The sequence below is a fragment of the Streptomyces winkii genome (assembly GCF_032248595.1).
Classification (GTDB): Bacteria; Actinomycetota; Actinomycetes; order Streptomycetales; family Streptomycetaceae; genus Streptomyces; species Streptomyces winkii.
In genome coordinates this window covers 308053-329837 of the sequence record NZ_JASTTH010000003.1, presented here as the reverse complement: position 1 = coordinate 329837, position 21785 = coordinate 308053, and the positions used below count along the sequence as shown (strand labels likewise).

22 protein-coding genes are annotated in these 21785 nt (G+C 72.1%); 5 read left to right on the top strand and 17 right to left on the bottom strand.

Features of this window, described 5'->3' with window-relative positions; translation table 11 throughout:
- Nucleotides 1–88 precede the first annotated feature (88 nt).
- Nucleotides 89–1246, bottom strand: coding sequence for a glycerophosphodiester phosphodiesterase (locus QQM67_RS09965; protein WP_314173326.1), 1158 nt, complete (start codon nt 1244–1246; stop codon nt 89–91).
- Between the two features lie 307 nt (nt 1247–1553).
- Here QQM67_RS09965 and QQM67_RS09960 point away from each other — a divergent pair, with 307 nt between their 5' ends.
- A complete protein-coding gene (locus QQM67_RS09960; protein ID WP_314173325.1) occupies nt 1554–2234 on the top strand; it encodes a lysophospholipid acyltransferase family protein in 681 nt (226 codons plus the stop codon).
- Between the two features lie 156 nt (nt 2235–2390).
- Here the strand turns inward: QQM67_RS09960 and QQM67_RS09955 are convergent, their stop codons facing one another.
- From QQM67_RS09955 to argC, 11 genes are all read right to left on the bottom strand, one after another.
- The gene (locus QQM67_RS09955; protein ID WP_314173324.1) at nt 2391–2651 is read right to left on the bottom strand and encodes a DUF4235 domain-containing protein; all 261 of its coding nucleotides are present in this window, start codon (nt 2649–2651) and stop codon (nt 2391–2393) included.
- 5 nt (nt 2652–2656) lie between these two features.
- The gene (locus tag QQM67_RS09950) at nt 2657–3055 is read right to left on the bottom strand and encodes a DUF3618 domain-containing protein (protein ID WP_314173323.1); all 399 of its coding nucleotides are present in this window, start codon (nt 3053–3055) and stop codon (nt 2657–2659) included.
- Nucleotides 3052–3471 carry a phage holin family protein gene (locus QQM67_RS09945; protein WP_314173322.1) on the bottom strand — a complete coding sequence of 140 codons (420 nt, stop codon included), beginning with the start codon at nt 3469–3471 and terminating at the stop codon, nt 3052–3054. Before QQM67_RS09945 ends, QQM67_RS09950 begins: the two co-directional genes overlap by 4 nt.
- 72 nt (nt 3472–3543) lie before the next feature.
- The gene (gene argH / locus QQM67_RS09940) at nt 3544–4965 is read right to left on the bottom strand and encodes an argininosuccinate lyase (RefSeq protein WP_314173321.1); all 1422 of its coding nucleotides are present in this window, start codon (nt 4963–4965) and stop codon (nt 3544–3546) included.
- A gap of 130 nt (nt 4966–5095) precedes the next feature.
- Complete coding sequence (locus QQM67_RS09935) at nt 5096–6292, bottom strand: argininosuccinate synthase (protein WP_314173320.1); 1197 nt, start codon at nt 6290–6292, stop codon at nt 5096–5098.
- A gap of 125 nt (nt 6293–6417) precedes the next feature.
- The gene (locus QQM67_RS09930) at nt 6418–6792 is read right to left on the bottom strand and encodes a DUF488 domain-containing protein (protein WP_314173319.1); all 375 of its coding nucleotides are present in this window, start codon (nt 6790–6792) and stop codon (nt 6418–6420) included.
- Nucleotides 6793–6829: 37 nt separating this feature from the next.
- Entirely contained in the window at nt 6830–7414 is a 585-nt protein-coding gene (locus QQM67_RS09925) for an arginine repressor (protein WP_314173318.1), read from the bottom strand.
- A 19-nt stretch (nt 7415–7433) separates the two neighbouring features.
- Nucleotides 7434–8663: an acetylornithine transaminase gene (locus QQM67_RS09920; RefSeq protein WP_314173316.1), complete on the bottom strand. Its 1230-nt coding sequence runs from the start codon at nt 8661–8663 to the stop codon at nt 7434–7436.
- Nucleotides 8660–9610: an acetylglutamate kinase gene (argB, locus tag QQM67_RS09915; RefSeq protein WP_314173315.1), complete on the bottom strand. Its 951-nt coding sequence runs from the start codon at nt 9608–9610 to the stop codon at nt 8660–8662. Before argB ends, QQM67_RS09920 begins: the two co-directional genes overlap by 4 nt.
- A gap of 93 nt (nt 9611–9703) precedes the next feature.
- The gene (argJ, locus tag QQM67_RS09910) at nt 9704–10858 is read right to left on the bottom strand and encodes a bifunctional glutamate N-acetyltransferase/amino-acid acetyltransferase ArgJ (RefSeq protein ID WP_314173314.1); all 1155 of its coding nucleotides are present in this window, start codon (nt 10856–10858) and stop codon (nt 9704–9706) included.
- Nucleotides 10859–10910: 52 nt separating this feature from the next.
- Entirely contained in the window at nt 10911–11939 is a 1029-nt protein-coding gene (gene argC, locus QQM67_RS09905) for an N-acetyl-gamma-glutamyl-phosphate reductase (RefSeq protein WP_314173313.1), read from the bottom strand.
- A 108-nt stretch (nt 11940–12047) separates the two neighbouring features.
- Here argC and QQM67_RS09900 point away from each other — a divergent pair, with 108 nt between their 5' ends.
- Entirely contained in the window at nt 12048–12794 is a 747-nt protein-coding gene (locus QQM67_RS09900; protein WP_314173312.1) for a VOC family protein, read from the top strand.
- A 94-nt stretch (nt 12795–12888) separates the two neighbouring features.
- Here QQM67_RS09900 and QQM67_RS09895 read toward each other — a convergent pair whose 3' ends face one another.
- Nucleotides 12889–14142: an RNA polymerase sigma factor gene (locus tag QQM67_RS09895; RefSeq protein WP_314173311.1), complete on the bottom strand. Its 1254-nt coding sequence runs from the start codon at nt 14140–14142 to the stop codon at nt 12889–12891.
- A gap of 63 nt (nt 14143–14205) precedes the next feature.
- Nucleotides 14206–14562: a YciI family protein gene (locus QQM67_RS09890; RefSeq protein ID WP_314173753.1), complete on the bottom strand. Its 357-nt coding sequence runs from the start codon at nt 14560–14562 to the stop codon at nt 14206–14208.
- Between the two features lie 1278 nt (nt 14563–15840).
- On the opposite strand from QQM67_RS09890, the gene QQM67_RS09885 reads away from it, so the two are divergent.
- Complete coding sequence (locus QQM67_RS09885; RefSeq protein WP_314173310.1) at nt 15841–16749, top strand: P-loop NTPase family protein; 909 nt, start codon at nt 15841–15843, stop codon at nt 16747–16749.
- On the opposite strand, the gene QQM67_RS09880 is transcribed toward QQM67_RS09885, so the two are convergent.
- Nucleotides 16700–17269, bottom strand: a complete 570-nt coding sequence (locus QQM67_RS09880) for a histidine phosphatase family protein (RefSeq protein ID WP_314173309.1) — start codon at nt 17267–17269, stop codon at nt 16700–16702. The two genes, QQM67_RS09885 and QQM67_RS09880, sit on opposite strands and share 50 nt — an antisense overlap.
- A gap of 189 nt (nt 17270–17458) precedes the next feature.
- On the opposite strand from QQM67_RS09880, the gene QQM67_RS09875 reads away from it, so the two are divergent.
- Nucleotides 17459–18505: a hypothetical protein gene (locus QQM67_RS09875; RefSeq protein ID WP_314173308.1), complete on the top strand. Its 1047-nt coding sequence runs from the start codon at nt 17459–17461 to the stop codon at nt 18503–18505.
- Between the two features lie 179 nt (nt 18506–18684).
- Here the strand turns inward: QQM67_RS09875 and ligD are convergent, their stop codons facing one another.
- Nucleotides 18685–19695 (bottom strand): non-homologous end-joining DNA ligase, encoded by a 1011-nt coding sequence (ligD, locus tag QQM67_RS09870; protein WP_314173307.1) that lies wholly within the window; start codon nt 19693–19695, stop codon nt 18685–18687.
- Nucleotides 19696–19978: 283 nt separating this feature from the next.
- Between ligD and QQM67_RS09865 the strand changes: the two genes are divergently transcribed.
- Nucleotides 19979–20182, top strand: a complete 204-nt coding sequence (locus tag QQM67_RS09865) for a DUF1918 domain-containing protein (RefSeq protein ID WP_314173306.1) — start codon at nt 19979–19981, stop codon at nt 20180–20182.
- 123 nt (nt 20183–20305) lie between these two features.
- On the opposite strand, the gene QQM67_RS09860 is transcribed toward QQM67_RS09865, so the two are convergent.
- Nucleotides 20306–21583 (bottom strand): glycoside hydrolase family 10 protein, encoded by a 1278-nt coding sequence (locus tag QQM67_RS09860; protein ID WP_314173305.1) that lies wholly within the window; start codon nt 21581–21583, stop codon nt 20306–20308.
- Nucleotides 21584–21785: the final 202 nt, after the last annotated feature.

Sequence of the window (21785 nt, the reverse complement as noted above, 5' to 3'; positions counted from 1 at the left end):
CCCCGGTTGCCGGACGGCGGCGAAGCCACCCCTGCGGGTGACGCCGCCGCCGTCCGTCACACCGGCCCGGGCCGCCGGGCCCGCCTGCTCAGCCCGCGCGGAAGTCCTCCGCCGCGAGCAGCGCCGTGTCGGCGTTGTCGGAGAAGATGCCGTCGATGCCCGTACGGAAGTACGCGCTGAAGGCGCCGAAGGCGTCCCCGTAGGCGTTGGGGTCGGAGCCCCGCCGGAACTCGGTAGGCAGGAACGTGTTCTCGTTGCGCATCGTGTACGGGTGCAGGATCAGCCCCTCCGCGTGCGCGTCCCTCACCAGCGTCGTCGGCTCACCGAGGCTGCCGTCGGACTTCTTCGGGATGACGAGGTCCACGAGCGGCCCGATGCCGTCGGCGAAGCGCGCCATCCACTTCAGGCCCTCGGGCTTGACCAGGTCGGCCACGGTCCGCGGATCGCCCGCCTCGACGAAGTCCCAGGGCCGCGTCGAGGCCGCGTCCAGGAGGCACACGCCGGGGCAGTCCACCAGCTTCTTCAGCTTCTGGATGCTGCTCGGCTCGAAGGACTGCACGAAGTTGGGCGAGTCCGCGCGGTGGCGCCCGTACTTGCGCAGCAGCGCCGCCAGCCGCGGCTCCAGCTCCAGACCGAGCTTGCGGAAGTACGTGGGGTGCTTGGTCTCGATGTGCAGCCATACGGGGCGGCCGCGCCGCTCGCCCTGTTTCCGGGCCCACTTGAGGACGTCCTCGAAGAGCGGCACCTCCCAGCGGCCGTCGTAGAGCGTGTTGCGCTGGCGGTTCTGCGGGATGCGCTCCTTGGCGCGCAGGGTGCGCAGTTCGGCGAGGGTGAAGTCCTCGGTGAACCAGCCCGTGAGGTCCTTGCCGTCGACCTTCTTGGTCGTCTTGCGGCCGGCGAACTCCGGGTGGTCGGCGACGTTCGTGGTCGCGGTGATGTCGTTCTCGTGGCGGCAGACGAGGTGCCCGTCCTTGGTGGGCACGAGGTCCTGCTCGATCACGTCCGCGCCCATGTCGAAGGCGAGTTGGTAGGAGCCGAAGGTGTGCTCCGGGCGGTACCCGCTGGCACCGCGGTGAGCGATGACGGCGGGTACGGGCAGCTTTCCGCCGTTCCGGTCCGTCCCGCGTCCCCCGCTCTTCTCCTCCGCGAGCGCGCTCCCGCCCGTGCCGACCGTGGCCGCGCCTGCGGCGCCCAGTACGGCCGCTCCGAGCACGAGTCTCCGACCCGGCTGCTGCTCCTGTCCCATGGGCTCTCCTCAGCTCGTCTCACTTCTGTTCCGTCCGCCTGAACGCCGTGTTCCGGGCGGACGACTGGCTGATCGTAGGTCGGCCTCGCGTACGGGAGGGAGGCTTAAGGCCGAACAGGCGGGAAACACGGGCCAGATGACACTCGGAAGCACTCCGGCATGACCACCGGCGGGCGGTGAAGAGACGGTATTCCGTGTCAACTCCGCGTATCGGTCCGGTGACCCCGGTGTGCGGGCCGCCGAAGGCGGCAAGTATCGTCCTCACCTGCGCGGGTCCGCGCGCAGCCGTCACCGACCGGAGGAACCGTTGTCCCGTTTCCGTCTGATCAAGGCACTTCTCGGCCCGCTGCTGCGGGCGCTGTTGCGCCCGCAGGTGGAAGGGGCGGAGCGCATTCCCGGCTCTGGTCCGGTGATTCTCGCCGGGAACCATCTCACCTTCATCGACTCGATGGTGCTGCCGCTGGTGACCCACCGTCAGGTGTTCTTCATCGGCAAGGACGAGTACGTGACGGGCCGTAGCCTCAAGGGCCGCCTGATGGCGTGGTTCTTCACCGGTGTCGGCATGATCCCGGTCGACCGCGACGGCGGACGGGGCGGCGTCGCGGCGCTGATGACGGGCCGCCGGGTGCTGGAGGAGGGCAGGATCTTCGGCATCTACCCGGAGGGCACCCGCTCCCCCGACGGTCGCCTCTACCGCGGCCGCACCGGGATCGCCCGCCTCGCGCTGATGACCGGCGCCCCCGTGGTGCCCTTCGCGATGATCGGGACGGACGCGATCCAGCCCGGCGGCAAGGGCCTGCCGCGTCCGGCGCCGGGCAAGCGCATCGCCGTGCGGTTCGGGGAGCCGCTCGACTTCAGCCGCTACGAGGGCATGGACCGCGACCGCTACGTACTGCGTGCGGTGACGGACGAGGTGATGAGCGAGGTCATGCGCCTGTCCGGCCAGGAGTACGTCGACGTCTACGCGACGAAGGCGAAGGCCGCCTGACGGCCCCGGCCCGGAGCCGAATCGCCTTCGGGCAGAGCAGCCCGGCAGAGCAGAGCACCCCGGCAGAGCGGAGCGCCGGGGCCGTCGTGAGCGGTCCCCGGCGCTCCGTGTCCGTAACTCTGTCTGTGTGTCTGTGCCTGCGTGCCCTCAGCTGACCTAGGCGGGCCAGGTGCCGGTCAGCCCGCGCACCCCGGTCGCGCCGCCACGGTGGATGACGGCCTTGATCACACCGGCGATGGCGCCCTTGAGGGCCACGGCGGGAAGGATCTCCTTCCACGCGCGCGCCTCGTCGGAGGCGTCCGGCACGTCGTCCTCGTGCGCGACCGCCTTCCAGACCTTGCTGAAGAGCGCGCTGGCGATCATCCCGCCGAGCAGCCCGAAGAGGATCGCGAAGGGCTTGTAGAGCAGCTTGACCACGCCGGTCACCTCTTCCCGTGCTTCCCGTGGATGTGCATGCCGTGCATGTGCATGCCGTGCTTCCCGCACATCCAGTGCCGCCGGTTCTTCCCGTGCTGCCGGTGCAGGAGCAGATACGCCGCCAGCGCGGCGGCGCCGGTGCCGCCCACGACCGCCATGGCCGGGCCGGGCCTGGTGAAGCTGCCGTTCGCGGCCTTCTCCACCGTGTGCTGCATCCTGACCTTGGCCTCGTTCGCCTCGAACAGGGCCTTGGACTTGGCCTGCGCGGCCATCTCCCGCGCGTGCGCCTTGACGTCCGCCTTGTCCGCGAGCTCGGCGACCGTCTCCGCGAGCTGCTCGCGGGCCTGCTCCACCTCCGCCCGCAGCTGCCGGCTGTCGGCTGCGGTGCCGGACCTGCGCGTCATCGGTGGGCTCCTTCCCTGATCGCATCGACATCCGCCTTGACGCTGTCGATGGTCTTCTCGGGTTTCGGCGGTACGGCGGTGCCGATCTCGTGCTTGCCCGTCAGCGCCAGCACACCGGCCACCAGCAGCAGCCCGCCGGCGACGATCAGGGCCGAGGCCCATACGGGCAGGGCCACGGCTATGCCCGCTATCGCCGCGAAGACCAGCGACCACAGCGCCAGCAGCCCCATGATCGCGGCCCCGCCGAACATGCCGCCGCCGAAGCCGGCGCGCTTGCCCTTCTCCTTCATCTCGGCCTGCGCCAGACGCATCTCGCTGCGCACCACGTCGCTGAGCTGCTCGGAGGCCTGCTTGGTCAGCTCGGCGACGGTGTGGTGGTTGGTCTGCTCCGGCCGGTGACGCACAGATCCGATCATCGCGTCTCGCCTCGCTTCATATCGGGAGACGCCCGGGTGCCCTCCCGCGCGGCGGCTACGCGTGCGGTGCCGTCAGTGCAGGTCAGCGGCCCATTCGCGCTGCGCGGCGAGATCGTCCCGTACCTCCGCGAGCTGGACCGCCACCGCGGAGGGCGCGGTGCCGCCGCGGGCGTCGCGCGACGCCAGGGCGCCCGGGACGGTCAGCACCTCCCGGACCCGAGGGCCGAGGTGCGGGGAGATCGCGGCGAACTGCTCGTCCGTGAGCTCGTCCAGCTCGATGCCCTCGCGCTCGCAGACCTTCACGCACTCCCCCGCGACCTCGTGCGCCACCCGGAACGGGACGCCCTCGCGCACGAGCCACTCCGCGATGTCCGTGGCCAGCGAGAAGCCGGCGGGCGCGAGCTCCTCCAGGCGTTCGCGGTGCACGGTCAGGGTCGCGAGCATGCCCGTGAAGGCCGGAAGCAGCATCTCCAGCTGGTCGCAGGAGTCGAAGACGGGCTCCTTGTCCTCCTGGAGGTCGCGGTTGTACGCGAGCGGCAGGGCCTTCAGCGTCGCGAGCAGCCCCGTGAGGTTGCCGATCAGGCGGCCGGACTTGCCCCGCGCCAGCTCGGCGATGTCCGGGTTCTTCTTCTGCGGCATGATCGACGAGCCGGTGGAGAAGGCGTCGTGCAGCGTGACGAAGGAGAACTCCTTGGTGTTCCAGAGGATGATCTCCTCCGCGATCTTCGAGACGTCGACGCCGGTCATGGCCGTGATGAAGGCGAACTCGGCGACGAAGTCCCGGGAGGCCGTCCCGTCGATCGAATTGGCCGCCGAGCCGTGCTCGAAGCCGAGGTCGGCGGCGACGGCCTGCGGGTCCAGCCCGAGCGACGATCCGGCGAGCGCGCCGGAGCCGTACGGGGAGACGGCGGTGCGCGCGTCCCACTGGCGCAGCCGCTCCGCGTCCCGCGAGAGGGCCTGGGCATGAGCGAGCACGTGGTGGGCGAAGAGCACGGGCTGGGCGTGCTGGAGGTGGGTGCGGCCGGGCATCGCCACGTCGGGGTGGGCCTCGGCGAGGCCGACGAGCGCCTCCTGGAGGTCGGCGAGGAGCCCGCCGAGGATGCGGGCGTGGTCGCGCAGGTACATGCGGAAGAGCGTGGCGACCTGGTCGTTGCGTGAGCGCCCCGCGCGCAGCTTGCCGCCCAGGTCGGGCCCGAGCCGTTCCAGCAGGCCGCGTTCCAGGGCGGTGTGGACGTCCTCGTCGGCGATGGTGCCGGTGAACGAGCCGTCGGCGACGTCACGTTCGAGCCGGTCCAGCCCCTCGGTCATCTTCCGCAGCTCGTCGGCGGTGAGCAGCCCCGCCTTGTGCAGTACGCGGGCGTGGGCGCGGGAGCCGGCGATGTCGTACGGCGCGAGCCGCCAGTCGAAGTGCACGGAAGCCGAGAGCTTCTCCAGCGCCTCGGACGGTCCGTCGGCGAAGCGGCCGCCCCAGAGGCGGACGTCGTCGGTGCTCAATGCGGTGCTCCTGGGGCGGATGTACGGGGGGTTACGGAGTGCGGAATCGTTGCCGGAGGCGACCCGGCGGCCGCCGCGCCTGCCTGCCCCGCGCCATCGCGCGGACCACCCAAGCGCGGGGCAAGAGAGACTACTGGGCCAGGTCCCGCTTCGCGGCGATCTTGCTGGACATCCCGAACAGCTCGATGAAGCCCTTGGACATCGACTGGTCGAAGGTGTCGCCGCTGTCGTACGTCGCGAGGTTGAAGTCGTAGAGCGACTGCTGCGAGCGCCGGCCGGTGACGACGGCCCGGCCGCCGTGCAGGGTCATCCGGATGTCGCCGCTGACGTGCTCGTTGGCCTCGTCGATGAAACCGTCCAGGGCCCGCTTGAGCGGGGAGAACCACAGGCCGTCGTAGACGAGTTCGGCCCACCGCTGCTCGACCTGCCGCTTGTACCGGGCCAGTTCACGCTCGACGGTGACGTTCTCCAGCTCCTGGTGGGCGGTGATGAGCGCGATGCCGCCCGGAGACTCGTACACCTCGCGGGACTTGATGCCCACCAGCCGGTCCTCGACCATGTCGATCCGGCCGACGCCCTGGGCGCCCGCCCGGTCGTTGAGCTGCTGGACGGCCTGGAGGACGCTCACGGGCTTGCCGTCGAGCGCGACGGGGACGCCCTTCTCGAACGTGACGACGACCTCGTCGGCCTCGCGCGGGGTGGCCGGGTTCTCGGTGTACTCGTAGACGTCCTCGATCGGCGCGTTCCAGATGTCCTCCAGGAAGCCGGTCTCGACGGCCCGGCCGAAGACGTTCTGGTCGATCGAGTACGGCGACTTCTTGCTCGTCGCGATCGGCAGGCCCTTCTCCTCGCAGAAGGCGATCGCCTTGTCCCGGGTCATCGCGTAGTCCCGCACGGGGGCGATGCACTTCAGGTCGGGGGCGAGGGATGAGATGCCGGCCTCGAACCGCACCTGGTCGTTGCCCTTGCCGGTGCAGCCGTGGGCGACCGTCGAGGCGCCGTGCTTGTGCGCGGCGTCCACCAGGTGCTTGACGATGGTGGGCCGGGAGAGGGCGGAGACGAGCGGATAGCGGTCCATGTAGAGCGCGTTGGCCTTGATCGCCGGGAGGCAGTACTCGTCGGCGAACTCCTCCTTGGCGTCCGCCACTTCGGCCTCGACGGCACCGCAGGCGAGGGCACGCTTGCGGATGACGTCCAGATCCTCGCCTCCCTGGCCGACATCGACGGCGACGGCGACGACCTCGGCCCCGGTCTCCTCGGCGATCCAGCCGATGCAGACGGAGGTGTCAAGGCCGCCGGAGTAGGCGAGTACGACGCGCTCAGTCACGGGGTTCTCCTTACAGTGCATACGCTGATGGGCATAAGTATGCACTGGACCGTATGCTTCGTCAACGTGACTGGTCAGCGGCCTGCAAGGTGCCGTGACGGCTGCGGCATATGGAGCAGGGGACGTCAGCCGCCGCCGAGCTCCTCGCGGAGCACCTCCGCGTGGCTGCGGCCCAGCTGCTCCTCCTTCACGGACGTCAGCAGCGTCACCGTCCGCCCGTCCACCCGCTCACGGAGCCGGTCCAGCGCCTCGCGCGCCTCGGGTTCCGCGAGCTCGGCGCGGTAGCGCTCGGCGAACTCGCGGAAGCGCTCGGGATCGTGGGAGTACCACTTGCGCAGCTCGGTCGAGGGGGCGATCTGCTTGGCCCACTCGTCCAGCCGGGCGTCCTCCTTCTTCATTCCGCGCGGCCACACCCTGTCCACGAGCACCCGCAGCCCGTCCTCCCGGGGGCTCGCGGCCTCGTATACGCGCCGTACCCTCACATGGATCTTGTGTGTCATGCCTCAAGGGTGGGACAGGGGCCCGAGGCCCGCACGGTCACGCCCGCCGGTCCTGGTGCTCCTTCTGGGCCAGGTTCAGCAGATGCTCCGCGAGGGCCTGCCCGCCGTCGGGGTCGCGGCTGATGAGCAGGAGCGTGTCGTCTCCGGCGATCGTGCCGATGATGTCGTGGACGCCCGCCTGGTCGATGGCAGAGGCGAGGAACTGCGCGGCTCCCGGCGGTGTGCGCAGGACCACCAGATTGGCCGACGCCTCGGCGGAGATGAGGAGTTCGCCCGCGAGGCGGGCCATGCGCGCCTCGGTCGCCGACTCGCCCAGCGGGGCCTTCGGCGTGCGGTCGCCGCCCTCGCTGGGCACGGCGTAGATCAGCTCGCCGCCTGTGTTGCGGATCTTCACCGCGCCCAGCTCGTCCAGGTCGCGGGAGAGCGTGGCCTGCGTGACGGAGAGGCCGTCGTCGGCGAGGAGCTTGGCGAGCTGGCTCTGGGAGCGCACAGGTTGCCGGTTGAGGATGTCGACGATCCTGCGGTGCCGGGCCGTGCGGGTCTGCGGTACGGCCTGGCCCCCGTAACCGCTTCCCGGCTCACCGCTTCCCGGCTCACGCTCGTGCGCGTACCCCTCGGTCATCGACGCGGTCCCCTTCGGCTCATCGGCTCGTCTGCCCGCCGTCCACGGCGTCCAGGATCGCGGGGAGGGCCCGGACGAGAGCGTCCACCTCGTCCTCGGTGACGATCAGCGGCGGTGCGAGCCGTACGACATCCGGCGCAACCGCGTTGACCAGGAACCCCGCGTCCTGAGCCGCTTGTTGCACATCGGGTGCGACGGGCTCGGTGAGCACGATACCCAGCAGCAGTCCCGCGCCGCGGACCTGCTCGACGAGCGGATGTCCGAGCGACCAGATTCCGTCACGCAACCGCCCTCCCAGCCATCCGGCGCGCGCTGGCAGTTCCTCCTCGGCGAGGGTCCGCAGCACCGCGAGCGCCGCCGCGCACGCGACGGGGTTGCCGCCGAAGGTGGAGCCATGCTGACCGGGCGTCAGCAGCCCCGCCGCCTCGCCGAAGAACATGGTCGCGCCGAGCGGAAGACCGCCGCCGAGGCCCTTCGCGAGGGTGATGACGTCCGGTTCGACACCCTGGGCCTGACAGGCGAACCAGTGGCCGGTACGCCCGATACCTGTCTGGATCTCGTCGACGACGAGGAGCGTCCCGGTCGCATGGGTGATGTCCCGAGCGGCCGCGAGGTAGCCCTCGGGCGGTACGACGACGCCGTTCTCCCCCTGCACCGGCTCGACGATGACCAGCGCGGTGTCCGTGGTGACGGCTGCGCGCAGCGCGTCCGCGTCGCCATAGGGCACATGCGTCACATCGCCGGGCAGCGGCTCGAACGGCGCCTGCTTGGCGGGCTGTCCGGTCAGCGCGAGCGCGCCCATGGTGCGGCCGTGGAAGCCGCCCTCGGTGGCGACCATGTGCGTGCGGCCCGTGCGGCGGCCGGCCTTGACCGCGGCCTCGACGGCCTCGGCGCCCGAGTTGCAGAAGAAGACGCGGCCGTCCCGGCCCGCCAACTCCAGGAGCCGCTCGGCCAGTTCGACGGGAGGCTCCGCGATGAAGAGGTTCGAGACGTGGCCGAGCGTGGCGATCTGGTCGGAGACCGCCCGCACGACCGCGTCGTGCGCGGTGCCCAGCGCGTTGACGGCGATGCCGCCGACGAAGTCGGTGTACGCCTTGCCCTGCGCGTCCCACAGGGTGGCGCCCTGACCGTGGGTCAGCGGTATCCGCGGCGTGCCGTAGTTGTCGGCCAGCGCGGCCCGCCAGCGCCCGGTGAGGTCGGCGGACGCGGTCGTGGCCTCTGTTGCGGTGGTCTCGTCCGTGGTGGTCATGGCGTGGGCTCTCCCTCGCGCTTGTCCGGCACGACCATCGTGCCGATGCCCTCGTCGGTGAAGATCTCCAGCAGGATCGAGTGGGGTACGCGGCCGTCCAGGACGCGTGCGGTCCGCACCCCGTTGCGCACGGCGTGCAGGCAGCCCTCCATCTTGGGAACCATGCCGCTGGCCAGGTCCGGCAGCAGCTTCTCCAGCTCCGCGGCGGTTAGTTCGCTGACGACCTCGTCGCTGTCCGGCCAGTCCGCGTACAGGCCCTCGACGTCGGTGAGCACCATCAGGGTCTCGGCGCCGAGGGCGGCGGCCAGCGCCGCGGCGGCCGTGTCGGCGTTGACGTTGTACACGCCGCAGCCGTCGTCCTCGGCGCCGTCTCCGATCCCGTCGGACGGGTCGGCACTGCGCGCGATCGAGGAGATGACCGGGACGCGGCCGTCGTCCAGCAGCGCCTGGATCGCCCCCGTCTCGATGCTGTCGATGTCGCCGACGCGGCCGATGTCGACGGCCTCGCCGTCGATCTGGGCGTAGCGCTTGGTCGCCGCCATGATGTGGGCGTCCTCGCCGGTCATGCCGACGGCGAGCGGCCCGTGCCGGTTGAGCAGGTTGACCAGCTCGCGCTGGACCTGGCCGGCGAGGACCATCCGTACGACCTCCATCGTCTCGGGCGTGGTCACGCGCAGCCCCGCCTTGAACTCCGACTCGAGCCCCAGACGCGTCAGTTGGGCGCTGATCTGCGGACCGCCGCCGTGCACGACGACGGGGCGCAGCCCGGCCTGGCGGAGGAAGACGACGTCCTGGGCGAAGGCGGCCTTGAGCTCCTGGTCCACCATGGCGTTGCCGCCGAACTTGATGACGACGGTCTTCCCGTTGTGCCGCGTGAGCCATGGCAGCGCCTCGATGAGCGTCTGCGCCTTGGGCAGCGCGGTGTGCCTGCGGTTTCCGAGTGTCACGGAGTGCGTCCCTCGATCGAGTGGCTGCCCGTCTGGACGTCCACGGGGAATCGTTCAACCAGCCGTCGTCCGGGGCCCGTTGGACGACGGACGTCAGGAGCTGTACGCGCTGTTCTCATGGACATAGTCCGCCGTCAGGTCGTTGGTCCAGATCACCGCGCGCTCGGCGCCGGCCGCGAGGTCCGCCGTGATGCGCACCTCGCGGTAGCGCATGTCGACCTTGGCGCGGTCCTCGCCCACGGAGCCGTTCCGGCACACCCACACGCCGTTGACGGCCACGTTGAGGCGGTCCGGCTCGAAGGCGGCGCCGGTCGTTCCGATCGCGGAGAGCACGCGGCCCCAGTTGGGGTCCTCGCCGTGCACGGCGCACTTGAGCAGGTTGTTGCGTGCGACGGAGCGGCCCACTTCGACGGCGTCGTCCTCGCTCGCCGCGTTCACGACCTCGATACGGATGTCCTTCGAGGCGCCCTCGGCGTCGCGGATCAGCTGCTGTGCCAGGTCGTCGCAGACGGCCCGTACGGCCTCGGCGAACTCGCCGCGGTCGGGGACGGCTTCGGCGGCTCCGGAAGCGAGCAGCAGCACCGTGTCGTTGGTGGACAGACAGCCGTCGGAGTCGATCCGGTCGAAGGTGGTGCGGCTCGCGCCGCGCAGCGCACCGTCCAGCGCGGCGGAATCGAGGTCGGCGTCGGTGGTGAGCACCACCAGCATCGTGGCCAGCGAGGGCGCGAGCATGCCCGCGCCCTTGGCCATGCCTCCGACCGTCCAGCCGCCCGAGCCGCGGACGGCGGCCGTCTTGTGGACCGTGTCGGTCGTCTTGATCGCCAGGGCGGCCTTCTCGCCTCCGTACTCGGAGAGTTCCTCCGCCGCCGCGTCGACTCCGGGCAGCAGCCTGTCCATCGGGAGCCTGGTGCCGATCAGGCCCGTCGAGCAGACGGCCACCTCGGCGGCGCTGTGACCGAGGGCGGCGGCCGCACGCTCCGCGGTGGCGTGGGTGTCCTGGAAGCCCTCCGTCCCCGTACAGGCGTTGGCGCCGCCGGAGTTGAGCACGACCGCCGAGACCGAGCCGCCCTTGAGGACCTGCTGCGACCAGAGCACCGGCGCGGCCTTGACGCGGTTCGCGGTGAAGACCCCCGCGGCCGCGCGGCGCGGGCCGTTGTTGACGACGAGCGCGAGGTCGGGGCCGCCGCTCTCCTTGATCCCGGCAGCGACGCCCGCAGCCGTGAATCCCTTCGCCGCTGTCACGCTCACTCTGCTTCTCCGTTCGCTTCGCCGCCGTGCGTCCGCGGGCCCGCACCGGCTCTCACGGCGCGATCCCCACGGCGGGCAGCCCGAGGGCCTCTGGATATCCGAGGGCGATGTTCATGCTCTGCACCGCGCCCCCCGCGGTGCCCTTCGTGAGGTTGTCGACGGCGCTGACGACCACGACGCGGCCCGCGTCCTCGTCGAGGGCGAGCTGCATCCGGACGCTGTTCGACCCGTATACGGAGCCGGTGGACGGCCACTCCCCCTCCGGCAGCAGCGTGACGAACTGCTCGTCCTGGTACGCCTTTTCGTAGACGGAGCGCAGCTCCTCCGCCCCGATGCCGGGCCTCGCCCTGGCGCTGCACGTGGCGAGGATTCCGCGGGCCATGGGAGCGAGGGTCGGCGTGAAGGAGACGCTGACGCGCTCCCCGGCCGCCGCCGAGAGGTTCTGCACCATCTCCGGTGTGTGCCGGTGCACGCCGCCGACGCCGTACGGGCTCATCGAGCCCATCACCTCGCTGCCGAGGAGATGCGGCTTCAGCGCCTTGCCCGCGCCCGAGGTGCCGGTCGCCGCGACGACGACGGCCTCGGGCTCGGCCAGACCCGCCGCGTACGCGGGGACGAGCGCGAGGGAGACGGCGGTCGGGTAGCAGCCCGGGACCGCGATGCGCCTCGCACCCGCCAGCGCGGCCCGGGCGCCGGGCAGTTCGGGAAGTCCGTAGGGCCAGGTGCCGGCGTGCGGTGTGCCGTAGAAGCGCTCCCACGCCTTCGCGTCGGAGAGGCGGAAGTCCGCCCCGCAGTCCACGACGAGCACGTCCTCTCCCAGCTCGCGCGCGACGGCGGCGGACTGCCCGTGCGGCAGCGCGAGGAAGACCACGTCGTGGCCGGCGAGCACGGCGACCGTGGTCTCCTCCAGCACCCGGTCCGCGTACGGAGTCAGATGCGGCTGGAGCGCGCCGAGCCGGCTGCCCGCGTTGGAGTTGCCGGTGACCGCTCCGACCTCGGCCTCGGGGTGCGCGGCCAGCAGACGCAGGATCTCCCCGCCCGCGTATCCGCTCGCCCCCGCGACCGCTGCTCGTACTGTCATCGATCCCTCCTCGTCGACAGCATGACTATACGTATCGCAGCAGCTTTATGCAAAGTCGGTTTTTGACGGCCGAGTGCCGTCGGCGAGCGGGCGCATACGATCGCCGGCATGGCCCTGCGTCCTGTTCAGGTGAACATCAAGGCTCTCGATGTCCCGAAGGTCGGCCGGTTCTGGGCGGAGGCGCTCGGCTGGAGGATCTCCGCCGGGGTGCCCGGCGTGACCTCCTACGCCGGGCCCTCCGGCGACTTCGTCTGGCCGGACCCGGTCGCCGTCGGCGTCGACGTCGTCGCCGTCCCGGAACCCAAGACGACGACGAAGAACCGTGCGCACCTCGATCTCGCCACCACCTCCGCGGCGCATCAGGCGGAATCGGTCGCGCGCCTGCGGGCTCTCGGTGCGACGCCCGCCGACGTGGGCCAGGGCGACGTGCCGTGGACGGTCCTCGCCGACCCGGAAGGCAACGAGTTCTGCGTGCTGGAGCCCCGGGAGGTCTACCGGGACACCGGGCCGATCGCCGCGGTGGTGGTCGACTGCGCGGATCCGCGGGCCATGGCCCGGTTCTGGGGTGAGGCGACGGACTGGACCCCGCACGAGGTGACCGACGATCATGCGGTGCTGCGCTCCGCTAAGGGGACCGGCCCGTATCTCGAGTTCCTCCGCACCCCCGGCGCGAAGAGCGTGCCCGGCCGCGTCCACCTTGACCTGCTGCCGTACCCCGGTGACGACAAGGCCGCGGAGGTGGCCCGGCTGCGGGCGCTGGGCGCCACCGACCTCGACCTCGGCCAGGGCGACGTCCCGTGGACGTGCCTCGCCGACCCGGAAGGGCACGAGTTCTGCGTACTCGCCCTGCCCTGAGGCGGAGCCTCAACGACGCCCCGCAGCTTGCGAGTCGGAGCCTGATCTGCGCTCAGCCGGCACGTTCGGCCCGGCTGACTCCGGGGCGGTCACGTCATGCGGAGGCGGTGCGCGCGGCGCGGGCCAACAGCAGCTCCCGCTCCCGGGTGTTGCGGGTCAGCGACGCCGCCCGTTCGAACTCGGCGCGGGCCTCGTCCGTACGCCCGAGGCGCTCCAGAAGGTCGCCGCGGACGCTCGGCAGCAAGTGGTAGTCCTTCAGGGCCGGTTCGTCGGTGAGGACGTCCACGATCTCCAGCCCGGCGGCGGGCCCCTGGGCCATGGACACCGCGACCGCGCGGTTCAGTTCGATCACCGGGGAGGGCGTGAGGGCCGCCAGCCGCCCGTACAGCAGCGCGATCGTCCTCCAGTCGGTGTCCTCGTAGCGGATCGCCTGCGCATGGCAGGCGGCGATCGCGGCCTGGAGGGAGTACGGGCCGCGGCCCGCGCCGTACAGGGCCCGCACGCCGCGCCGCATGAGCATCCTGTTCCACCTCGCGCGGTTCTGGTCGGCGAGCAGCACCGGCTCGCCGCCGGGACCCGTGCGTGCGGCGATGCGCGAGGCCTGGAACTCCAGGAGGGCGGCCAGCCCGTGCACCTCCGCCTCGTCGGGCATGAGGCCTTGCAGGACGCGGACCAGGCGCAGCGCTTCCTCGCACAGGGCGGGGCGCACCCAGTCGTCGCCGGAGGTCGCGGAGTAACCCTCGTTGAAGATCAGGTAGATCACTTCGAGCACGGAGGAGAGGCGGGCCTCCCGGTCCGGCCCGGTGGGGACCTCGAAGGCGACCTGCGCCTTGGCGAGCGAGCGCTTCGCGCGGACGATCCGCTGCGCCACGGTCTGCTCCGAGGTCAGGAAGGCCCGGGCGATCTCCGGAGTCGTCAGCCCGCCCAGCAGCCGCAGCGTGAGCGCGATGCGGGCGTGCGTGGGCAGGACGGGGTGGCAGGCGGTGAAGATCAGCCGCAGCAGGTCGTCGTCGATGACGTCTTCGGACCCGTAGTCGGCCTGCCCCGGCCAGGAGCCCTCCCCTCCGGGGGCTCGTGAGGCGTCCTCCAGCGCCCGGCCGACCTCCGCGAGCTTGCGCGCGTACGTCTCCTTGCGCCGTACGAGGTCGATCGCGCGGTGCTTGGCGGCGGCCGTGAGCCAGGCGCCCGGTCTGTCCGGGACACCCGACTCCGGCCACTGCTCCAGCGCGGCGACCAGGGCGTCCTGCGCGAGTTCCTCGGCGATGCCCACGTCCCGCACGATGCGAGTGACAGCGGCGATGATGCGGGGCGATTCGATCCTGAATGCCGCTTCGACCGTCTCTGTCACGTTTCCTGCTGTCACGGCCACCCATCACAGCAGCCGCACTCGGGCGGGACAAGCCCGGCCGGTTCAGCCCTCCTCGATCTCCCGGACCTCGGCGGTGACCTCCCACCCGGCGGGGTGGATCTCGAGGAACCGCCTGGCCCACTCCATGGCCTCGGCCTTGTCCTTGGCCTGGATGAGGGAGTAGCCGCCGACGACCTCCTTGGTCTCGGTGAACGGGCCGTCGGTGTAGTTCAGCTTCCCGCCGGACCAGGTGATCCGCGTGGCCTGGGAGGTCGGGAGGAGCCCGGCCGTGTCCAGCATGACTCCGGCCTTGGTGATCTCCTCCAGCAGAGCGTTCATGCGCTCCTGGAACTCGGGCCCCGGGTCCTCGGCGGGAAGGTTCTGCTCGTCGATGCGGATCAGCGTCAGAAAGCGCGGCATGGTGACTCCTCGGCCGGGGCGGGGCTCTTCTCCCCGCCTCTCACCTGTGCGTCGAACGGGAGGCGCCGGATTCGACATCCCGGCCCGGATCTTTCCGGGAATCTTCGAGGCCGCCTCCGGGGCCGCCCCGGCCACGGCCTCCGTACGGGCGCGCAGCAGCAGCTCGACGCCGAGGCCGCTGACCATCAGGCGTTCCTTCGCGTTCGCCAGGAGGGCCGCGGTCCACCGGGTCACGCCGCCGTCGGCGATGCTCAGCGTCTGCCCGGAGGGCGAGGTCAGGCGGAGTTCGAAGCAGGCGCCGGTGTAGTAGCCCCGGCCACGGGTGCGGTGGTCGTCGAAGTCGGCCGTCACGCCGGGGTGTTCCGCCGGGATCCGGTCGAGAACGCGCTCCCGCAGGGCGGCGCGGTGCCGCCCGCCCGTCAGGTCGGTGACCGAGGCGTGCACGTGCCAGGACCGCGGCCCCACGTCCACGAGCCGTCCGAGGACGTCGAGGTGGGCGGCGATGTGCTCGGCCATCGCCGCGCTCTCGAAGCGGAAGGACCCCTCGTCCCGGCCGGCCGTGCACATGCCCATTAGCGTGAAGTGGGCGGTCATGCCCGGTCCGTCGAAGACCTGGGCACGCACGACCCGGTGCACGGCCGCCAGGCGGACCGGGATGCGCGAGCGGACGTCCCGCCGCATCAGCTGCCGCCGCCGTACGGCGCACTCCAGGGCCAGCGCGTTGGTGGCGTCCGCGACGACCTCCGTGTTGCGGACGGTGCTCACGACCTTGTGCTGATCGACGGTCGCCACCGCCGAGTTGGTGCCCAGCGGGCAGAGCGGCGACAGCGTCAGCCCGGTGAAGCCGTGCCGCGCGACCGTCTGATGCAGCACGAGTTCCGCACGCGCGAGATCCACCGGATCCAGGGAGGAAGGGCGGACGAAGCGGTTGCGCTCGTACTGGCCCAGGAGCCGGGACGGCGTGACGCCGGAGGCGCGCCTGCGGAAGACCGCGAGGAGCAGCGTCTGGAGGTCCGGCAGCGGCAGGCGCTCGGTCAGCGCCCGCATGAGCCCGGGCGCGGAGGCCTCGCGCAGGACCCGTCGGAGATGGGGGGTCTTCTCTTCGTCGTCCTCTTCGTCCGCGGTCATCGCGTCCTCCTGCGGCGGCGGTCTCGTCCGCTCATCGTGTCGCAGTGCGGCGGCCGGACCGTACCGGTTTTCCCCGCTGCGTACGGGCTACGGTGGCGGACCGCACGACGCTGCGGTCAGGGAGGCGTTGCGGTCGGGGAGGGGAAGCTCATGGGCGCGGGGCCGAGGGTGCTGTGGCTGGGCGGGCCGCCGGGAGCGGGGAAGACGACCGTGGCGCGCCTGCTCGCGCGCCGGCACGGACTGCGGTGGTACAGCGCGGACGCCCACACCTGGGAGCACCGCGCCCGGGCGGTGGCGGCGGGCCACGGGGCCGCCGTCCGCTGGGAGGCGACACCCCGCGCCCAGCGCTGGCAGGGGCCGCCCGCCGAGCTGCTGGCGATGTCCCTGCATCACGAGCGGGGAGCGATGATCGCCGACGACGTACGGGCGCTCCCCGCCCACCCGTTGACGATCGCGGAAGGGACGCCCGTCACACCCCTCGCGGCCGGCCTCCACGCCCGCACCGGCGAGGAGGGCCGCGACCGCGCGCTGTGGCTGCTGCCCACGCACGACGTGCAGCGGGCGCGGCTCCTGGAGCGCGGCCTGACGCCGCGGGACGGCGCGTACCGCCTGTACCGGTCGCTGCTGACGGAGATCGGGACGCAGGTGGACGAGCACCGCGCGCCGACGCTGCTCGACGACGGCACGCGCGGCATCGAGGAGACCGTCGCCGCGGTGGAGATGTCCTTCGCCGGCGCCCTCGCCGAAGGACCGGTCGCGCGGACCGCCGCCGGGCGCCGCGCGCTGCTGCGGTACGGCAACCGCGCTCTCGTCTCGCAGTACGAGCAGTTCTTCGCCCGTCCCTGGGCTCCGCGGCCCGATCCGGCGGCGGTACTCCGGTTCGCCTGCGAGTGCGGGGAGACGGCGTGCACCGAGGACGTCGAGCTGCCCTTCGCCGGTTTTCCGCCGCCGCCCGACGCGGACTCGCCGCCGGTCCTCGCTCCGGGCCACGGGGCCCCGGCGTGGCCCGTCAGTTCTCCAGGTTCAGGCTCCACTCCCCCGCCCGTCCCGTCAGCGTGATGACGGCGAGCGGCTGGGCGTCGACGTGCCAGTACGCCTGCGGGGGCGCCTTCAGCACGTAACAGAGCGCGGCGCGCATCACGCCGGGCTCGGTCACCGCGACGATCCAGCTGCCGTCGCCGACCGGCCGGGTGTCGAGCCAGCCTCCGATGCGCTGGATGAAGGTCACCAGGGACTCGCCGCCGTGCGGCGCGGAGCGCGGGTCGGCGAGCCAGCCCTGGACGGCCTGCGGTTCCCGGGCGGCGACCTCCCTCAGGGTGTAGCCGCTCCAGCGGCCCATGTCGCAGTCGCGCAGCGCCGGCTGCGCCACCGGGGAGAGCCCCAGCGACAGGGCGGTCTCCCGGCAGCGCACGGACGGCGAGCAGTACCGAAGTTCGGCGGCGGCCAGGTGGGACAGGGACGGGCCGGCCCGCTGGACTTCGTGCCATCCCGCCGCGTCGAGGGAACGGCTGTCCCCGAACCGCACATCGAGTACGGACGAGCTGCGGCTGGATGCCAGCAGGGTGAGGCGAAGGGCCATTCGGCGATCGTAGAGCGATCAGGGCCGGTCTTCGATAGGACCTTCGTCATTCTCAGTCCTGTCGCGAGCGATCTTCCGGTGGACACTTCCACACGGGAGAGGTGCAATGAAAGCGCACGTCACCAAGCGGTCATCGCGGTCAATAGCGGAGACACACGGCGGAGACAGCGGGCACGGGAGAGTGCGGTCGTGGAGCTGGACGAGGTGGCGGACGAGCTGTACGGGCTGCGGCCGCAGGAGTTCACCGCGGCGCGCGACGAGCGCGCCCGGGAGGCGCGGGCGGGCGGGCAGCGTGAACTCGCCGCGCGGATCCGCGATCTGCGCCGGCCGACCATGGCCGCGTGGGCGAGCAACCTGCTGGTGCGGGAGCAGGGCGAGCAGGTCGCGCCGCTGCTGCGGCTCGGGGAGGAGCTGCGGGGCGCGCACCGGAATCTGGACGGTGAGGAGCTCCGTGCGCTCTCGCACCGGCAGCACCAGCTGGTGAGCGCGCTGACGAGGCAGGCGGAGCAGCTCGCCGCCGCGGCGGGTACGTCCCTCGGCCCGCAGGTGCAGCAGGAGGTGGCACAGACGCTCCACGCCGTACTCGCGGACCCCGATGCCGGGCGGGAGTGGGCGCAGGGACGGCTGTCGCGGCCGCTGACGGGCACCGGGGGCTTCGACGCGGCGGCGCGCGAGGCGGCCGCGGCTCCGGCGGGGGCACGCCGGGGCGGCACGCAGCCGCGCAAGCGGGCCGCTGCCGCCAAGGCCGGGAAGGGCGCGGACGTACGCGGGCGGAAGCGGCCCGGGCAGGTCGCACAGGGAACGCGGGCGGCTGGGGAGTCCGGCGAGGGCGCCGCGGCCCGTCAAGCCCAGGAGGCCCGGCAGGCGCGGGAGGCCCTGCGGGAGGCGCGGCAGGCCGCCCGTGAGGCCGCGGCCGAGGCACGCGACCGCCGGAGCGAAGCGGACGCGGCCTCCGAGGAGGCGAGCGCGGCCCGCTCGGAGCACGAGGACGCGGAGGAGCAAGTCGAGCGGCTGCGCGGGGAGTTGCGGGAGGCGGAGGAGGCCCGCAAGTCGGCACGCCAGCGCGAGCGGGAAGCGGTGCGCGCCGAACGGGAAGCTCACCGGGCCGCCGAAGCGGCGGAGGAGCGGGCCGGAAAAGCGGAGGAGGCCGAGAAGCGCGCACGGCACAACTCCGAGGCGCAATCCGGCACTTCGGGTCGCCCGGCACGCTCTGGCGGCACGGGCCGCAAACGCTGAGGGCCGAGTCGCGCGGAGCGGGCCAGGCAAACGGAGGGCCGGGATGCGCGCCCGGCGCAACTCCGAGGCACACTCCGGCACTTCGGGCCCCAAGGCACACACACCGGCAGCACGGACCGCAAGCCCTGAAGACTGAGCCCGGGCACACCGGGCTGCCGAAGCGGCGGAGGAGCGGGCCGTCACTGCGGGCGTTCGCGGACCACGTCCGAGGGCTTCTTGTCCGCGCGCAGTCCGAGGAAGCGGGGGTGGCGCAGCCTCCCGTCGCGCGTCCACTCCGTGAAGGCGATCTCCGCGACGAGCTCCGGCGAAGCCCAGTGCGCGCCCTTCTCCCGCACGGGATCGGCGAACGGCGAGCGCGGCACGGCCAGTTCGTCCAGCCTGCGCCGCAGGTCGAGCAGCGTGGCCTGGTTGTAGCCGGTGCCGGCCTTGCCCGCGTACCGCAGGCGGCCGCGCTCGTAGTAACCCAGCAGCAGCGCGCCGAATCCCACTCTGCTCCCGGCAGGTTCGGTGAAGCCGCCGACGACGAACTCCTGCCCCTCGGCGCACTTGAGCTTCAGCCAGTCCGGCGACCGGCGAGTCACGTACCGCCCGTCGGCGACCTTGGCGATCAGCCCCTCCCAGCCGCGCCGGCACGCCTCGTCCAGCAGATGCTGCCCGCCCTGGTTGCGGTGCGTGGTGAAGCGCAGCGGACCGTGGAAGCGCAGAGCGCCGCGCAGCAGCGACTTGCGGGTGCGCAGCGGGAGCGCCCGTACGTCCTGCCCGTCCAGCCGCAGCAGGTCGAAGAGGTAGAAGGTGACGGCGACGCCGCTGGCGCGCGCCTGGCGCGGGTCGGTCAGCTGCATGCGCTGCTGGAGCCGCGCGAAGTCCGTGCGGCCCGCGGCGAACGCGACGACCTCGCCGTCGACGGTGAAATCGGAGCAGTCCTGCTCCTCCAGTGCGTCCGCGATCTCGGGATAGGTGTTGTTCAGCGGCTTGCCCGTACGGGAGAGAAGCCTGGTCCGGCCGGATTCACGGACGGCGAGCACCCGTACACCGTCGAGCTTCCGCTCGAAGATCCACCTGCCGCCCTGGAAGTCCCGCCTGTCGCTGAGCGTGGCCAGCATCGGGCCGGCGGCCAGGTCCGCGCCCGGCGGCGCATCGCGGAGCCGGGCGCGGTGCTCGGCGGGCAGCCCGTCCAGCAGTGTGCTCATGGCTCCGCTCCTCCCTGCTCGGGCGTGGCAGGTACCCCGGTGGATGCGGGGCATGCTGCATGCCCTGCCGAGCGCCCGTTCACAGGAGGTGTCCGGCGGGCAGGCAGGGCGCCCCGCCCTGCCCCGTCTCCGGCCCGTCCTCGGCCCCGTCCCCGGCCGCGGAGCCGCCGCACGGACGAGGCACCGTGCGCCCATCCGGCTTAGACTTAAATCGGTACGCACAGCACACCACGGACTGTACGGATTATCCGGTGCATCCCCTGTGAACAGGAGGGTTCTCCTGATGCGAGCGAACACGGGCGACCGTCTGCTGGTGCACGGCCGGGTCGTGGGAGAACACGACCGCGAGGCGGAGATCGTCGAGGTGCTGGGCACGGACGGCGAACCGCCGTTCCGGGTCCGCTTCGACGACGGACACGAGGCCGTCATGTCGCCAGGACCCGACTCCGTCGTGCAGGAACGCAAGAAGACCAAGCGCAACGCCTGACCCGGGCCGGTGCGGAGCGGGGCCGGTCACGGGGAGTTCTGTGCTCCCGTATTCCCGGCCCCGCCGCGTACGGCCCTGCCGGCCGTCGCTGCCGTCGCTGCCGCCGGCCTCAACAGCCGGCGGTCACCGGGCAGTTCGGCCCCCGCGCCCCCGCGGATAGTGGTCCGCGACCACACGGTCCATCGCTCCGATCACGTCCTCGGAGACCTCCTTCGCCGAGAAGAACGCGTGCCCCCGCACCTCCGGCAGTGACCGGCAGTACGTGAGGTGCCGTGAGAGCTCGGCCGGGTCCTGCCACGGCGAGGGCTGTGCCGGGTCGCCCGCCTTGTAGAGCGCTTCCCCGATGCACAGTCGCGTGCGCGTGCCGCGTACGGTCTCGGCCCACCACGGCGCGAGCTTCGCGTAGTCCGCGTCCTCGAAGCCCATGTGCCAGTACAGCTGCGGCACGACGTAGTCGAGCAGGCCCTCGCGCACCCACTTACGCGTGTCCGCGTGCAGGTCGTCGTACGTCTGCACCTGCGCGGCGCTGTCCGAGCCCGCCGGGTCGCTCGCCTTGTTGCGCCACACGCCGAACGGGCTGATCCCGAAGGGCAGTCCGGGCTTGACGAGGCGGACGCGGCGCGCGGCCTCCGCGACGAGCAGGTCGATGTTGTTGCGGCGCCAGGCCGCCCGGTCCGGGAAGCCCTTGCCGTACTCCTCGTACGCGGCGTCGTCGTCGAAGGTCTCGCCCTCGACCGGGTACGGGTAGAAGTAGTCGTCCCAGTGGACCCCGTCGATGTCGTAGCGCCGGACGGCGTCGAGCATCGCGTCCTGCACGAATCGGCGGACCTGCGGCAGCCCCGGGTTGTAGTAGAGCTTGCCGCCGTAGGTCACCGCCCACTCCGGGTGGCGGCGGGCCGGATGCGAGGGCACGAGCCGCCCGGGGTCGTCGTGGATCGCGATGCGGTACGGGTTGAACCACGCCTCCACCGCCAGGTCGCGCCGGTGCGCCTCGCGGACGACGAACGCGAGAGGGTCCCAGCCCGGGGCCTTGCCCTGTTCGCCCGTCAGCCACTCCGACCAGGGCTCGTACGGAGAGGGCCACAGTGCGTCCGCGGTCGGTCTGGCCTGGAACCAGACGGTGTTGAGGCGGCGGCGCTTCGCGGTGTCGAGGTGCGCGAGCAGCTCGGCCTGCTGCTCCCGCGGGGTCAGGCCCGCAGCGCTGGGCCAGTCGCGGTTGTCGACGGTCGCGATCCACATGCCGCGCGTCTCGCCGTGGCGGGCGGGGCCGTGTTCCGGGCCCGGGCGGTCCCCGGCGCGCTGCCGCTCCTGCGCGGCGGCGTCGAGGTTCGACGAACCGGCCACCCCCGTCAGCGCGCCCGCCGAACCCGCCGCGAAGCTTCTGCGTGTGATGCGCCGCATCGTCGTCCCCTTCCCCCTTCGTGGTCGCCGGCTTCATGGTCGCCCATCGCCGTGGCGGTGGGGGTCTCCTGGCCGGCACAGTGGTGGAGACCAATCCGCCGATGCTGCCGCGTCCGGGGCGCCCGTACAAGACCCCGGACGGGCTTTCGGCCCCGGCCCGCGTGGCGGGAGCCGTCGGGGGTAACGTCATGGGCGGCGTGGG

Excerpts from the sequence above, each read along its gene's own strand:
- QQM67_RS09945 (WP_314173322.1), bottom strand. The coding sequence starts at position 3,471 with ATGATCGGATCTGTGCGTCACCGGCCGGAGCAGACCAACCACCACACC.
- argC (WP_314173313.1), bottom strand. The coding sequence starts at position 11,939 with ATGACAGTACGAGCAGCGGTCGCGGGGGCGAGCGGATACGCGGGCGGG.
- QQM67_RS09900 (WP_314173312.1), top strand. The coding sequence starts at position 12,048 with ATGGCCCTGCGTCCTGTTCAGGTGAACATCAAGGCTCTCGATGTCCCG.
- QQM67_RS09930 (WP_314173319.1), bottom strand. The coding sequence starts at position 6,792 with ATGACACACAAGATCCATGTGAGGGTACGGCGCGTATACGAGGCCGCG.
- QQM67_RS09925 (WP_314173318.1), bottom strand. The coding sequence starts at position 7,414 with ATGACCGAGGGGTACGCGCACGAGCGTGAGCCGGGAAGCGGTGAGCCG.
- QQM67_RS09890 (WP_314173753.1), bottom strand. The coding sequence starts at position 14,562 with ATGCCGCGCTTTCTGACGCTGATCCGCATCGACGAGCAGAACCTTCCC.
- QQM67_RS09950 (WP_314173323.1), bottom strand. The coding sequence starts at position 3,055 with ATGACGCGCAGGTCCGGCACCGCAGCCGACAGCCGGCAGCTGCGGGCG.
- QQM67_RS09885 (WP_314173310.1), top strand. The coding sequence starts at position 15,841 with ATGGGCGCGGGGCCGAGGGTGCTGTGGCTGGGCGGGCCGCCGGGAGCG.
- QQM67_RS09920 (WP_314173316.1), bottom strand. The coding sequence starts at position 8,663 with ATGACCACCACGGACGAGACCACCGCAACAGAGGCCACGACCGCGTCC.
- ligD (WP_314173307.1), bottom strand. The coding sequence starts at position 19,695 with ATGAGCACACTGCTGGACGGGCTGCCCGCCGAGCACCGCGCCCGGCTC.
- QQM67_RS09965 (WP_314173326.1), bottom strand. The coding sequence starts at position 1,246 with ATGGGACAGGAGCAGCAGCCGGGTCGGAGACTCGTGCTCGGAGCGGCC.
- QQM67_RS09880 (WP_314173309.1), bottom strand. The coding sequence starts at position 17,269 with ATGGCCCTTCGCCTCACCCTGCTGGCATCCAGCCGCAGCTCGTCCGTA.
- QQM67_RS09865 (WP_314173306.1), top strand. The coding sequence starts at position 19,979 with ATGCGAGCGAACACGGGCGACCGTCTGCTGGTGCACGGCCGGGTCGTG.
- QQM67_RS09860 (WP_314173305.1), bottom strand. The coding sequence starts at position 21,583 with ATGCGGCGCATCACACGCAGAAGCTTCGCGGCGGGTTCGGCGGGCGCG.